This window comes from Porphyromonas somerae DSM 23386 (genome assembly GCF_000372405.1).
GTDB lineage: Bacteria > Bacteroidota > Bacteroidia > Bacteroidales > Porphyromonadaceae > Porphyromonas_A > Porphyromonas_A somerae.
Genome location: NZ_AQVC01000024.1, coordinates 20,327 through 35,100, shown reverse-complemented (window position 1 = coordinate 35,100; position 14,774 = coordinate 20,327). Strand labels below are relative to the sequence as shown.

Here is a 14,774-nt window from a genome sequence, read left to right as displayed (position 1 = left end):
CCCAGAATCTAGGTACCTATGAACCCACTCCAGGATCGTAGTCCTACCAATAGGAACAAGGTGTGAAATCTGGGTGTAACCTAAGTTTTCCTCAAAATAGAGGTGAATAACTCGGTCAAAATAAATCTTCTGGAGTTGACTCCTTTTTACAAACTTACTCATAAAAATCTATCTATGAGTCAACTTTTTCTAGGACAAGACAAGAATGGGGGCAAAGAAGGCAACCAAAATTCACGACCCCTTGTGGGTCGGACAACCTATTCAAGGATTAATTTTGATGCCCTAGACCTTATTGTCCGACCCGCAAGGGGTCGAGTATATACGTGAATTATTGCTTCCCCTGGTCGTTCGGGCTACGCCCTCCGACACAGGGGCTACAACAAATCGGACCTCTCCGAGGTCCTTACCCGTCTGTCCTGTACAAGCTAATCATATTAATACTATAACTTAAGTAGATACCTCTAATGCGTAACCCCTGGAAAAGTGACCCAGCGGATGAGCCCGAAAGGTCGGATAGGTCAGGCAAATCCTTTCTTGAGACTATTGCAGAAACAAGAGAAAAAGCACTTTTATACTCTACTAGTAATCAGAGGGTTATGAAAGCAAAAGTTTAGTTGCAACTAAGCAATCGGTTAGTTGCAACTAAGCAAATGACGAGTTGCAACTAACCGATTGCTTAGTTGCATCTCGGCAAACGCTAATAAACAAGGACCTCTTCCGAGGAGTCCAAAAGCCACAAAAAAGCTGAAAAGGCACAGAAAGAGATAATGAACACAATCACTCAACCAGGGGGTTACGCATTAGAAAGGCTTATCGTATGATCTTTAGCGAGTTGTCTACGAGAAAGGACCTCGGCAGAGGTCCGTGTTAAATAGGCACAGGTCGGAGGGGAGTTAGCCCCGAACGACCTGTGTATAAGAGCATATTTTTACCCCCCATGACCCCGGACGAGGGGTCAGACCTAGATAAGGTTGTCCGACCCCTCAGCCGGGGTCGTAAGGGTGTTTTGCATATCGTTATACACAGGTCTTCGACACTACGTGCCTCGACCTGTGCCTATTTAACACGGACCCCTCAGCCGGGGTCCTCCCCTATAGGCACACCTATGAATGCCCTACGGCAAGGCTTTCCTAATGCACACCACTGATCACTCAACCCACTTGATTCGGAAATAGGTAAGTAACGCTTTATACTGGTCTTGTGCTGTAAGACAGGTATCGATAAGGTAACCCGGCGTCTGCTCCCAATGCTCCAAACCACGGTAGTAGTACATCTTGAGTTCGTCAGTAATGATAAAGGGAACGATTCCATGGGAAAGACCTATGAAATAAACTCGCCCCGATAGGCAATCTTAATGGCACCTTATTCGGAAAGTCACAGGCAAAGAATACCTTTGTTTGGAGAAGAATTAGTATATTTGTTATTAATAGAAAAACAACTAACAAAATGAGAAAATTAAGTGACATGAAGAAGACCATTACACTGCTACCATTAGCACTGATAGGGCTTGCTCTATCATTTACTTCCTGCAACAATGAAAGCAGGAGCGAACTCAATGGCGGAGAGACCACACTCGAACTGAGCTCATCCATCGCGCAGAACCGTGTGACCACTCAGAGCGACCAAAAGACCAACCACTGGGATGGCAATGAGAAGATCGGAGTATTCTCTACCTCTTTAACTGCCTCTAATGTACTCTACACAGCTACAAAGGCTGGAGCTAGCACCGACTTTACTACTCAGGCTCCTATCACCATCCCTTATGGCACAGAGCAACACGATATCAAGGCGTACTACCCTTATGATGCTGCTGCAACTACCGCAGTAGAGTTCGACCTCACCAAGCAAAACAACCAGCCAGTACTCTATGCTACTGGCACCGTTACTAACGCCAATCCTAAGCTCAACCTCAACTTTGGGCATAAGCTAGGTAAGCTACGCATCAAGGTAGAGACCACCAATTCCCTCAATCCTACTGAGCCTGTCTCAAAGGTTTCGGTGAATGAGGTGCTCACTAAGGGGTCACTCAATATTGAGAGTGGTGACTTTACAGTAGACAATACCGTCAAAGCCAATCTTGACCTCAAGAAACAAGGCGAGGAGTTCTATACCTATCTAATGCCAGGTGAGATCATCAAGGGAAAGGTGATTGCTATTGAGCATGGTGGCAAGGTCTACAAGGCAACCTTGGTTAATGACAAAACTGTAGAGGCAGGTAAGTACTACCGCTACACCATCAGCCTATCCAATGGCTCAGCTAAGATTGAGGATGGATCTGGTACCATTGACAATGAGGATGAGGGAGATACTGGAAAGGTGATCGGTGCACCCGAAGAGGATACCACTCCTTCTACACCAGTAACCGCGACACTTACCAGCACCAATAGCGAGTACGCTAGTGGTACACTTTCGGCTCCAGCAGAGGGAGGAAGCTACACCTTTACCCTAGCTGGTCTAGAGGCAGGCACTCAGGTATCTGCAAAGGCCGATCCTGTTGCCGATTGGCTCACATTTAGTGGCGACGTGACTCTTCGTTCTGCTGCCGACCAAACTTTCACCGTAAAGGTAGAGGCAAATGAGACCACCGAGAAGCGTGAGACTACCATCACCCTCACCGCTGAGGGGATGAACGACCTCACCTTTGCAGTGCAACAAGCCGCAAAGGAGGTGACCCCTCAACCAGATCCAGAGCAACCAAAGCTTCTATTCCCTGGTGGTGACTTTGAGAATTGGGATGCATTCATAAGCAACCTTAATAAATTCGGCCTAAAGAACTACGCCACTCAAGCAGATGGTGGTCGTACGGGCAAAGCTATGCTTATAAAGGGAACTCCTAAAGGCAACGACTACGTATTTACCACTAAGGCTATAGAGGGAGGTCCTACATCAGGCAAAGCCATCACCTTCTACGTAAAAGGAACTGGTGGTAAATCGCTCTCCCTTAATGTATATACCTCTGATGGAAAATACAAGGCATATAATCTAGGAACGATAGATGGCACATCAGATGCTAATTTAGAGGTTGCTGCAAATAACCAATATACTGGAACTATAGACACCAAAGGTGAATGGGTTAAGGTGACCCTGAACATCTCTGGATTAGACCTTTCCACCTCAGGTAATTTCTTCGCCCTCAAAGTAGGCAAGGAGGTAGCCTATGACCTTATGATTGATGACTTCACGATTGAGTGATTAACGATTTATAATTTTTCACGGCTGCCTGTGTGGGATATCGCAGGCAGGCGTTTTAAGAGAACGTAAATGGAATTAAACAACAATTAGAGTCTATTTGATGTCAAGGAACAAGACAATCTTACTATTATTGGCTATTACAGCGGTACTTATCTTTAGCTGTTGTAGCTGCGATGACAAGAAGGGGGATAAAGAACTCCCCAGAGAATACACAGTCCTAGAAGTACAAAGTCGTATCAACTCTCTAAGGGCTACCGAGACCTCATGGGAGAGAGGCGACCAAATTGGTCTTTACGCTGTAGTAAGTGGCAAAGGCTTGAGTAGCACATCTATTTTCCAAAAGGCTAGCAACCTACCCTATACCACTCCTGATGGTGATGGGCAATTCCTTCCCGCCGAGGGAGGTGAGATACGGCTGATGCCTGAGGAGCGAATTGACCTCATTAGCTACTACCCTTACCAACCGGTTGGTGCGGATCATAAGTTGCGAATCAATGTACGAGATCAGAGCGACCTCTCTAAGCTTGATCTACTCTACAGCGACAATGCACGTGGGCTCAATAACCTGCACCCTAAAGCCAACCTGCAATTTTTCCATGCATTGAGTCAGCTACAGGTCTCTATCATGGGCGATGGGGCTACCGACCTCAATGCACTTCAAATTAGCGTGGGTGATGTGAAGGTAGAGGGTGTTTTTGATCTCACTACAGGTCAACTTTCCAACCTCGGGGCCGCCACCAGCAAGATAACGATGCACAAGGCCAAGAGTGTAGCTAAAGGGGCAACACATCAAGCTATTCTGCTACCAGGGCAGGAGCTGAAAGGCCTTACCTACACCTTTGAAGTGGCGGGCAAGAGCTATACTTACACGGAGATGGAGTCGAAGAAGCTACAGGCAGGTATTCGTGTGCGACGCAACTTCAAGCTCACCGACACTGGTGTGGAGCTCATTGATGCCACTATTGAGATTATCGGGGAAGGCGAAGGAGGCACTCAACCACAGCCCAATCCTCAGCCGGATCCAGAGCAACCTGGAGAAGACCCTAAGCCCGAACCCCCTACGCCTCCAGCTGAAGGGTATGGTAATCAGGCCTACTATATGGAGCAGGTACTGATCCAAAATGGCTATATGGAGGATCGTGTCATCCACCAAGAGGATACTCCCGACAGCTTCTTTGCAGGGGGAACGACTCCTGGTGGTAAGCGACGCAACTATACTATTTATTTTAGCAAAAATAATCACCAGCCCTATATGGTGGCCTATCCGATGTACAGAGACTGTCTAGGGGAATGGAGTAGAAAGAAGTGGGGTGGCGACCCTTGGGACTTCGGCCCTGGTGTAGAACAAAAGTATCAGATGCAACTAATCAGAAGGAGCTTTCAGCCACGTGAGTACAATATGAGCCGAGGCCACATGCTGGCAAGTAATCAGCGTACCGCTTCCAAAGAGCTCAATCGCACCACCTTCTACTTCACCAACGTAGTGCCACAAGAGCAAAGTCAGAATGCAGGTATCTGGGCAACGCTCGAGAATAAAGAGAATGCTTTTGCTAAGAATGCCCGTAAGACCGATACCCTCTATGTGGTTTGTGGCCCTACACTTGCTCCTAACGCTGAAATGGTACGTGACGATGTCAATAAGAAGTGCCCAATCCCCACTCACACGTGGAAGGTGCTACTAAAGAAGAAAAAGGGTCAGTGGGTCTCCATTGGTGTCAAGATGCCAAATGTAAGACCCGCTAGTGGTAGCAAGTGGGACGACTATACTTGCACCGTGGCCGAGCTCGAGAAGGAGCTAGGGGTGAAATTCTTCCCCTCCCTCCCCGAGAACGAAGCAACAGCGATTAAGAGTCAGAATAACTCTAAAGACTGGTAAATAATAATAATCACACAATAATTATATCAATATGATGAAGACAACGACTAAATTAGGAAGCTTACTCCTAGCGAGTACCCTACTATTCTCTAGCTGTCAACGCAGCGGAGGATGTGGCTGTGAAGTGGATGACCCTTATGCAAAAGGTAAGGGCGACCTTAGGGTAAGCTCCAACATTGTGCAACCCGGCACACGTGTAGCTGGAGAAACCTGGGAAGTATCGGATGCCATCGGTATCTTTGCACTGAACGAAGGACAAGCACTAGGAGCTAATAACTACGCCACAAATGCTAAGTACACTACCGCTTCAGCAGGTGAAAAGGTGGTCTTTACCTCGGCTATGGAGGGGATCAACCTACCTAGCACTGGCAATCTAGACCTAGTCGCCTACTACCCATATAAGGAGGGAGTGACTACCGAGCTGGCTTTTGACACCTCTGATCAAAGCAAACCTGCCCTTATTGACCTCCTTTACTCGGACAACCAAAAGGGAATCAATAAGCAAAATGGCAATGCTAACTTGGTATTTAGCCACATGCTCACTTTGATTGAATTCAATATCACTACCGATGGGCTGGCGATCAATAATGGCACCATTGCTCTGAAGGATGTATTGGTGGATGGTAAGATGGCACTTGCTGATGGGGCCATCACTACTGGCACCAAGACCGCTACTCCAAGTGTAGCTATCAAGGCAGCAGGCACTAATAAGTACAAAGGGATGATGATCCTACCTCCACAAACCTTGACTGGCAAGGAGGTGACTTTCAATATCAATGGTAAGCCACACACCGCTAACCTAAAGCTAACAGCCACTGAGAGCGGTTACAAGTACACCGTTGAGGTGACCTACAATAGAGGTCAGCTAGTAATAGTAGAGGGTGCTACCATCAATCCTTGGAAGGAAGGGTCGGACAATGGTGAGGTCATCGTTATTGGTGGCGAGGAGACTCCTACCCCACAACCAGAGCCAGAACCACAGCCACAGCCAACTGAGGGCAAGTTGCTTTTCCCTGGTGCCAACTTTGATGACTTCGATGCCTTCAAAGCTAGCCTAAATAATTTTGGACTACAAGCTTACGCCAACCAAGTTGACGGCGGGAAGAGTGGCAAGGCACTACATATCAAAGGTACGCCTGCAAAGAATGACTACGTCTTTACCACCACTAAGAATGCCTCTGGTATGACCTCTGCGACTAAGATCACCTTCTACATCAAGGGAACAGCAGGCAAGTCACTATCAATGAATATCTACTCTGCCCCAAGAGAGTATAAGCCATTTAACTTGGGCGAGGTAGCAAGTACAGAAGACATTATGCTAGCACCCGCAGCTTCCAACCAATATACTGGAGCTATTGACACCAAAGGGGAATGGGTAAAGGTAACCCTTAATATTGCTGGGTTGCAACTATCCACCTCAGACAATTTCTTTGCTCTCAAGGTAGGCAAGGAGGTAGACTACGATCTAATGATTGACGACTTTACGATTGAGTAAGTACTCATTAAGTGAGATGGAAATGGGGTCGCCACTGTTGCGGTCCTCTTTCCATCTCATTTTCTAATAGAATCAGATTATTAACTAATGACTCAAAGACATGCAAAGAATTACTAGGCTTATTGCCTTGGCAAGTCTCCTACTGTCTATAGCTTTCTGCCCTCTTCTCGCTCAAGAGAAGACCTCGCTTCGAGGGGTCGTTCGCGACGGAGGTAGCAACAATGGCATAGGTGGCGTGCTAGTAACCCTCCAGAGTAGTAATCAGCAGACTACAACCGAGAGTGATGGTAGTTTCGCCTTTTACAACATTAAGGCTGGCGAAGAGACCCTACTCTTCAGCTCTCCTCTGCACACTACTGTGGAGCTAAATATCACCATCACCCCCAACCGACTCAATGAGGTGGGGCCTATTGTGATGATACAAAATAAAATCAATGACAATGCCCAGTTTGCGGGGATTGTAGATAATATTGACCTCGACCAGATTGACGATGAAGGGGCGGGGCAGTCGGCCAATACGATGGTCATCTTTACCAACGATGTCTATCTCCAGAAGGCTGGCTTCCAATTCTCACAATTCCGTCACCGCAATCGTGGTTACGACAATACCTACGAGCAGAGGTATATCAATGGCATCAACTTCAATGAAGGGGTAAGAGGCGTCTTCAACTACTCCTCCATCGGTGCCCTTAATGATATGACCCGCAATGGTAACCGCATCAATTATATGGGAGCCTCTCCTTTCTCCTTTGGAGATATTGGTGGCTCGGAGAATATCAATATGCGCCCAGCCAACTATACTCGTGGCGGAAAGGCAACCCTCTCAGGCACTAATCGCAACTACTATGCTCGTGCGATCCTCAGCTACAATACCGGTCTGATGGATAATGGCTGGGCACTCTCTGCCGCTATCGGTGGCCGTTATGCTCACGAAGGGGCCATTGAAGGTGTTTTCTACAAGAACATATCCTATATGCTAGGTGCAGAGAAGGTATGGGATAGGGGCAAGCATCGCCTCAGCGTCATCACCTTTGGTTCGCCAGTAGAGCGTGGTCAGCAAGGCTCCTCAGTGGAGGAGGCTCTAAAACTGGTCTGCAACAATACCTACAATCCAAACTGGGGCTGGCAGAATGGCAAAAAGCGTAACGCCCGTGTGGTGAAGAGCTGGGATCCAACTCTGATCATCTCTCACATCTGGAAGCCCAATTACGAGACCACCCTTACCACTGGTATCGGTGCACACTACAATAGATACGGTAGGTCTTCGCTCAATTGGTACAATGGTGCCGACCCACGCCCTGATTACTACCGCTACCTCCCTAGCTACTTCGAGGGAGCCCCCGAGGTGCAGGAGTATTATGCCCACCAATGGCGTACTCTAGAGATTTCTCAGATCAATTGGGATCGCCTTTATATGGCAAACCACCTCAATAATATGACCGGTGACGGTTCCGCCATCTATATGGTAGAGGAGCGTCGGAGCGACCTTGCAGAGATTGCCTTCAATACCACACTCAATACACAGCTATCCAAGGAGATTGCACTGAGTGCGGGACTTGAATTTAAGTACTCTCAGTCCAAGCAATTCAAGACAGTCGATGACCTGCTAGGGGCTAAGTATCTATTGGATAACGATAAGTATGCCGAACGCGACTTTGCTGGTAATGATCAGGTGGTTCAAAACGACCTCAATAAGCCTGGCCGTAGAGTATGGGAGGGGGATGTCTTTGGATACGACTACCGCTACCATATCTACAATGCAGCACTTTGGGCTCAGAATGAGCATAAGTACTACAAGTGGGATATCTACTATGGTGCCAAGCTAGCACTTAATACCATCCAGCGTGAAGGTATGATGCGCAACGGACGCTACCCCGACAATTCTTATGGCAAAGGTAAGCTCCATGCGTTTATCAACTTTGATGCTAAGGTCGGTGCCGTCTATAAATTCAACGGTCGCCACTTTCTCACCCTCAATGCTCAGTACCTCAATCGTCCACAGCTAGAGCGACAGATGTATGTCTCTCCAGACATTTCGGATATTGTGGCACCAACACTCAAGAGCAAGCAGATTGGAAGTGTAGACATCAATTATATCTTCTCCACTCCTAAGGTGAAAGGACGTCTATCGGCCTTCTACACCGGCTTCTGGGATGATATGAAGAAGGTAGCCTACTATGATGATACACAGCGTACCTTTGTACTCCACACCCTTTATGGAGTGGATAAGGTACATAGAGGTGTAGAGGTGGGTGTTGAGTATAAGCCTACCAGTTCGCTCACTTTTGAGCTGATCGGTACTGCCGCTCAATACTACTACAGCAACGACCCAATGGGCGTGATGAATAGTACCAATGGTAAGATTATGAATAAAGAAGAGAAGGTCTACATGAAGAACCTCTACCTCGGTGGTGTACCACAAGTACTGGGTACCTTTGGGATTGGTTACTTCTGGAATTATTGGTTCTTCAACCTCAATGTCAATGGCTTTGGCTACAACCACATTGATGCTGCGCCTATCCGCCGACTCGCTTCTAACTATACCACTGTCACCCCTCCAGGTACTGCCGGACACAATGCTAAGCAGTATGAGGCTTTCAAGCAGTATACCACTCAGGAGCGTTTCAAGGGTGGAGTGACTATGGACCTAAGCATCGGTAAGATTCTTTACCTAAAGAATAGAGACCGCATCAACTTCAACTTCTCCATCACCAACCTACTCAATAATAAGGAGATTCGCACTGGTGGATTTGAGCAAGGACGTATCAACCTAGATCACCCTGAGCGCTTTACCAATAAGCACTACTACATGCAGGGGATCAACTTCTTCCTCAATGCTAGTTACAATTGGTAATATTAATAGACGATACAATATATGAAACTAAATAGACAATTAATTATAGCACTCGTAGCCCTCATCGGGCTCACCTTCGCTTCTTGTGAGCGGGAATACGATGCCCCACTCCTTACCGAACCGACTGTGGAGATCGGGGATGAAGGCATCATCACCATTGCTAAATACAAGGAGATGTTTACCTCAGTACCCGAAGAGGGTAAGATCATTGAGGAGGACTTCGCCATCCGTGCCGTGGTAGTGGGCAACGATATCTCAGGCAATATCTACAAGCAAATCTATGTGGAGGATGCTACAGGTGGGCTCTCCATTGGTATTGACCAAAATAACATCGCCAATGATTACCCTGTAGGGCAGGAGGTAGTGATCAAGCTACAAGGCCTTGCAGCTACTAGCTACGGAGGCGTCATTCAGCTGGGAATGAACAACAATAATCCCAAGAATACCCGTATCCCCTACGAGATTGCCAAGAAGCATCTCCTAAAGAACCAATGGCCAGATGCCAAAAAGGCAATGCCTAAGGTAACCACTATGGGCTCTATCACCGATGCCATGATTGGTACGCTGATACAGCTAGAGGGCGTTTACTTCGAAAAGGGTGGCGAGCTCAACTATGCCGATCAAGAGATGAATGCCGTTAATCGTATCCTAAGGGATAAGAGTGGCAAGAGTCTCTATGTACGCAATAGCAAGTATGCTACTTTTGCTAATGACAAGCTTCCAAAGGGCAATGGTACCGTGGTAGCTATCCTCTCAAAGTTTGGTAGCGACTACCAGCTATTCCTTCGCTCGGCCGACGATTGCTTCGGCTTTAGTGGCAAGGAGCCTGAGACCTCAGGTGGCACCGACACCCCTACCCCCGACCAACCATCAACAGGGGCAGTGATCTACAGTGAGGAGTTTGCCAAAGACCTTGGTAAGATGACTGCGATCAATGTTGCAGGAGCTCAGACTTGGAAGATAAACACTCAATATAAAAACGTCAACATCTCTGGCTTTGCCGATGGCAAGAACAATGCCAATGAAGACTGGCTAGTTACTCCTGCTTTTGACCTTACAGCCGCAAAAAGTGCATCAATATCCTTTGACCACACTATCAGCCAAGGGAAAACAAAGGTCGTAGACCCTGCAAAGATGAAGGTGGAACAGACCATCTGGGTATCTAGCAACTTCAATGGTGATGTAAAGAGTGCTCAATGGGAACAACTAACCATACCTACTTGGCCTTCAGGCAAGGATTGGACAACCGTTAAGAGTGGTGATATTGCACTACCAGCAAGTATGCTAGGTAAAGCGAACGTAGTCATTGCGTTTAAGTATATCAGTTCTGCAGAACACTCCTCTACTTGGCAACTCAAGAATGTTGCAGTGAAGAGCGATGGAGGAAAGCTCGCAACTGGTGGTGCTACCCCTGCTCCTCAACCTAATCCAGAGCCACAACCAGAGCCAAATCCAAATCCTGAGCAACCTACTCCCGCAGTAGGTAAGCTCCTATTCCCTGGTGCCGACTTTGAGGACTGGACTGCATTCGAAGGTGCACTCAATAAATTTGGTCTGAAAGATTATGCTACGCAAGTTGATGGTGGGCATAACGGAAAGGCCCTTCACATCAAAGGCACACCCACAGGCAACGATTACGTATTTACTGCCAAAGTACCACAAGGGGCTCCTACCTCCGGCAATACTATTACCTTCTTCATTAAGGGGAAATCAGCAAAGACCCTCTCAATAAACATCTATTCGGATGAAACTAGAGAATACAAAGGTAAAACCTACCAAGAGTATAAGCCATTTAACATTGGTACAGTTTCGGGAACAGCCGATATTACCCTAAAGCCTCAAGATAGAAACGGATATACAGGCACTATCGATACACAAGGCAAGTGGGTGAAGGTTACCCTTGACATATCTGGATTAAAACTTGCTACCAAAGATAGCTTCTTTGGCATTAAGGTAGGTAAGGAGGCAGCTTACGACCTACTCATTGATGATATCACTATTCAGTAATAGTTCGCTATGAAGTATACTCAGCATAATTGGTATGCCCTACTGGCGTTGCTAGTGGCTTTTGCTTTGGGGAGCTGTGGTTCCTCAAAGCAAGCCACCGGCACCAATGCGGGCAAACAGTACAATACTTATGCCGTTGCCTTTTATAATATGGAGAACCTCTTCGATACCGAAGACGACCCCAATAACAAAGGTGATGACGACTATCTCCCCACAGGTCCCTACGCATGGACACAAGTGCAATACGAGAAGAAACTAGATAATCTCGCACGGGTGATCAGTCTCTTAGGTCAAGAGCACACCCCCTACGGGCCAGCTTTTATTGGTACCGCCGAGATTGAGAATCGTCGAGTGCTCGAGGACCTCACACAGCGTGACGCCATCAAAGCGATGGGGCTAAAGGTGATCCACGAAGATGGCCCAGACCGTCGTGGTATTGATGTGGCAGCGCTCTACAATCCCAATATCTTTAAGCTCGAAGGGTACAAGTATTACCCCTTCAAGTGGGATGAGCGTCCCGACTTCGTGACTCGTGACCAGCTACATGTCTATGGTACTATCGCAGGCGAACGGATTCACTTCATCGTACTCCACTGGCCATCTCGCTACGGCGGCCACAAGAGCAACCCTCTTCGTGAGGCAGCAGCTCGTACCACCCTCGCAATAGTTGAGGAGATACAAGCCTCCGAACCAGATGCTAAGGTGGTAATTATGGGCGACCTCAATGACGACCCCACCAACACCAGTGTGACAGAGGTACTCAATGCCAAGACCCACCGCAGCGAAGTGGCACCAAAGGGGATCTACAATCCTAGTGCCTCGCTCTTTGCTAAGGGCATCGGCACACTTGTCTACCAAAATAAGTGGAACTTCTTTGACCAGATGATGGTGACCCACGGACTGATCTCCAGCGGGAGCAACCTACGACTTTGGAAGATGGAGGTATTCGACCGCAACTTCCTCATCACCCAGGAGGGAAAGCGCAAAGGATACCCACACCGTACCTTCGAAAACAATTCATTTATCGATGGCTACAGTGACCACTTCCCAGTCCTCATCTACCTCCTTCAGGAGCGTCACTAAATTAAATATACATACGCTAAGAGGGTGCATCAACTTATTGATGCACCCTCTTAGCGTACTCCCCCTCAACCCCACATGAAAAGAGACTGTTGCACAAGGACCTCGGCAGAGGTCCGTGTTAAATGAGAATGTTGCACGAAGTGCCATTCTCGCACATTTGAATCAAATGTGCTGAGACTTTACACGAAGGATGAGATGCAAGGCGCTGAGGATGAGGCCGAAGGGAACGTACTAGCGTACGTGACCTAGGCCGAATTCCGAAAGCAACGCCGCAGATCGCCTTCGTGCAACAGTCTCTAAATAGGCATAGGTCGGAGGGGCAAAGCCCCGAACGACCTGTGTACACGAGCGTATTCACCACCTCCTTGACCCCGGCTGAGGGGTCAGACCTAGATAGGGTTGTCCGACCCCTCAGCCGGGGTCGTCAGGGTCTTTTGTACATCGTCATACACAGGTCTTCGGCACTGCGTACCTCGACCTGTGCCTATTTAGCACGGACCTCTGCCGAGGTCCATCCGATATGTCAGTTCAATTGACGAGTATAAGTCGAGGATGAGATGAAAGACCTTTTTTTCTAATGCGTAACCTCTGGAGGGGCGTATCCCAGAACGACTAGGAGTAAGCAATAGCACACGTATATACTCAACTCCTAGCGGGTCGGACAACCGAATCCAGGACTTTTCATTTCCTCTCAATGTGTCTACTTTTTCAGGAATAGAGGAGACAGAGTGTCTACACTTTCAGGAATGCGTTGATACACCTTCCACATATTCCGCATAGGGTGCGGAATGCATTCCGTATGCGTGCGGAACGTATTCCGTAGCCCTGCGGAATCCATTCCGCACGCATACGGAATAAGAGGTTGATGTAATAGATTATTAGGCAGGAAACGAACACTTGGAGAGACAGTTGCACAAAAGCGATCGGTCGCATGACTATGTCCGACCCACAAGGGGACGAGTATATACGTGTGACATTGCTTACCCCCAGTCGTTCGGGGCTAACGCCCAGAGTTACGCATTGGGAAGGTCTTGCCGTAGGCATTCATAGGTATCCATAGGGAAGGACCCCGGCTGAGGGGTCCGTATTAAATAGGCACAGGTCAAGGCACGCAGTGCCGAAGACCTGTGTATAATAACGTACAAATACTCTTGCGACCCCGGCTGAGGGGTCGGACAACCTTCTCTTGGTCTGACCCCTCAACCGGGGTCATGGGATGGGGTAATATGCTCTTACACACAGATCGTTCGGGGCTCTGCCCCTCCGACCTGTGCCTATTTAACACGGACCTCTCCGAGGTCCTTAACCCACGTGCTCTCCGTTGGATAGGGTCTTGACTGTTCCTCTCCTACCACCTTAATACCTGCAGAATAATAGCTCCTATGTAAGTATGTAAAAAGAGAGGTACACCCCATAGGAGTGTACCTCTCTCATTATACAAGAACCTTCTTTTATTAGAAGCGATAACCAGCAGTTACGAAGAATGCACTATTCTTGTTGGTGTCACCAAATTCTTTCTTACCAACAACAGGAATATCAACTGTATAGTTCTTGGTAACATCATACATACCAAACTGTGCACCTACAGAAAGCATTACACGCTGATACTCTAGACCAGCACCTACCTGAAGACCCCAATCAAATGGATTGCATGCACGGATTGACTTTCCTGCAATAGTAGTCTCCTTAAATGGATTGGACTTGTCCTTATTATCACCAACCTTTGCAGATCCACCAACACCATAAGCTAGGTAAGGACCAGCATTAACAAAGGCATTAAGACCTTCGGTTACCCCAAAGCGTAGGTTAGCTAGGATAGGTAGGTCAACATAGTAAAGTGAATTCTTGATATCCTCCTTATCACCATAAGAGAAGCCCTTCATAGAGAAGTTAAGACCTGGCTGGATGCTTAGCTCCATAGCACCGGTATTCAACACACCGAAGTCTAGGGCCACACCTGCACGAGCACCAGAGGCGATCTTAGAATCTTTTACGCCACTAATGTTGGCACCTTGATATCCTGCACTTACAATCACACTTGGACGATACTGTGCCATTGCACCGATCGCAAAAACTGTACTAGCAATAGCTGCTAAAATAATCTTCTTCATCATTTACAATTTTCTAAGTTGTTTATAATACAAACAGTTAAGAGGGGCATTTCTAACGCCCATTCCCTTTCTATTCTAAAGCAAATGTAGGTATAAATTGGGAAAGAAACAGAGCAAGTCGTGCTCTTTTAACACAGATTGAAGAGAGATAACTAG

7 protein-coding genes are annotated in these 14,774 nt (G+C 47.4%); 6 read left to right on the top strand and 1 reads right to left on the bottom strand.

Annotated features, from left to right (window positions below; all coding sequences use genetic code 11):
- The first annotated feature begins 1,446 nt into the window (after positions 1-1,446).
- The 6 genes from A3GK_RS11030 to A3GK_RS0105890 all read left to right on the top strand — a co-directional run bounded on the left by A3GK_RS11030 (position 1,447) and on the right by A3GK_RS0105890 (position 12,507).
- Complete coding sequence (locus tag A3GK_RS11030) at positions 1,447-3,192, top strand: fimbrillin family protein (protein WP_081605315.1); 1,746 nt, start codon at positions 1,447-1,449, stop codon at positions 3,190-3,192.
- A gap of 100 nt (positions 3,193-3,292) precedes the next feature.
- A complete protein-coding gene (locus A3GK_RS0105910) occupies positions 3,293-5,068 on the top strand; it encodes a fimbrillin family protein (protein WP_018028553.1) in 1,776 nt (591 codons plus the stop codon).
- Positions 5,069-5,099: 31 nt separating this feature from the next.
- The gene (locus A3GK_RS11025) at positions 5,100-6,563 is read left to right on the top strand and encodes a fimbrillin family protein (RefSeq protein WP_051052317.1); all 1,464 of its coding nucleotides are present in this window, start codon (positions 5,100-5,102) and stop codon (positions 6,561-6,563) included.
- A 100-nt stretch (positions 6,564-6,663) separates the two neighbouring features.
- Positions 6,664-9,417: a carboxypeptidase-like regulatory domain-containing protein gene (locus tag A3GK_RS0105900; protein WP_018028551.1), complete on the top strand. Its 2,754-nt coding sequence runs from the start codon at positions 6,664-6,666 to the stop codon at positions 9,415-9,417.
- Between the two features lie 21 nt (positions 9,418-9,438).
- A complete protein-coding gene (locus A3GK_RS0105895; RefSeq protein ID WP_018028550.1) occupies positions 9,439-11,424 on the top strand; it encodes a DUF5689 domain-containing protein in 1,986 nt (661 codons plus the stop codon).
- A 9-nt stretch (positions 11,425-11,433) separates the two neighbouring features.
- Positions 11,434-12,507 carry an endonuclease/exonuclease/phosphatase family protein gene (locus A3GK_RS0105890; protein WP_018028549.1) on the top strand — a complete coding sequence of 358 codons (1,074 nt, stop codon included), beginning with the start codon at positions 11,434-11,436 and terminating at the stop codon, positions 12,505-12,507.
- Positions 12,508-13,961: 1,454 nt separating this feature from the next.
- On the opposite strand, the gene A3GK_RS0105885 is transcribed toward A3GK_RS0105890, so the two are convergent.
- Positions 13,962-14,621 (bottom strand): porin family protein, encoded by a 660-nt coding sequence (locus A3GK_RS0105885; RefSeq protein ID WP_018028548.1) that lies wholly within the window; start codon positions 14,619-14,621, stop codon positions 13,962-13,964.
- Positions 14,622-14,774 lie beyond the last annotated feature (153 nt).

Excerpts from the sequence above, each read along its gene's own strand:
- A3GK_RS0105900 (WP_018028551.1), top strand. The coding sequence starts at position 6,664 with ATGCAAAGAATTACTAGGCTTATTGCCTTGGCAAGTCTCCTACTGTCT.
- A3GK_RS11030 (WP_081605315.1), top strand. The coding sequence starts at position 1,447 with ATGAGAAAATTAAGTGACATGAAGAAGACCATTACACTGCTACCATTA.
- A3GK_RS0105895 (WP_018028550.1), top strand. The coding sequence starts at position 9,439 with ATGAAACTAAATAGACAATTAATTATAGCACTCGTAGCCCTCATCGGG.
- A3GK_RS0105890 (WP_018028549.1), top strand. The coding sequence starts at position 11,434 with ATGAAGTATACTCAGCATAATTGGTATGCCCTACTGGCGTTGCTAGTG.
- A3GK_RS11025 (WP_051052317.1), top strand. The coding sequence starts at position 5,100 with ATGATGAAGACAACGACTAAATTAGGAAGCTTACTCCTAGCGAGTACC.
- A3GK_RS0105885 (WP_018028548.1), bottom strand. The coding sequence starts at position 14,621 with ATGATGAAGAAGATTATTTTAGCAGCTATTGCTAGTACAGTTTTTGCG.
- A3GK_RS0105910 (WP_018028553.1), top strand. The coding sequence starts at position 3,293 with ATGTCAAGGAACAAGACAATCTTACTATTATTGGCTATTACAGCGGTA.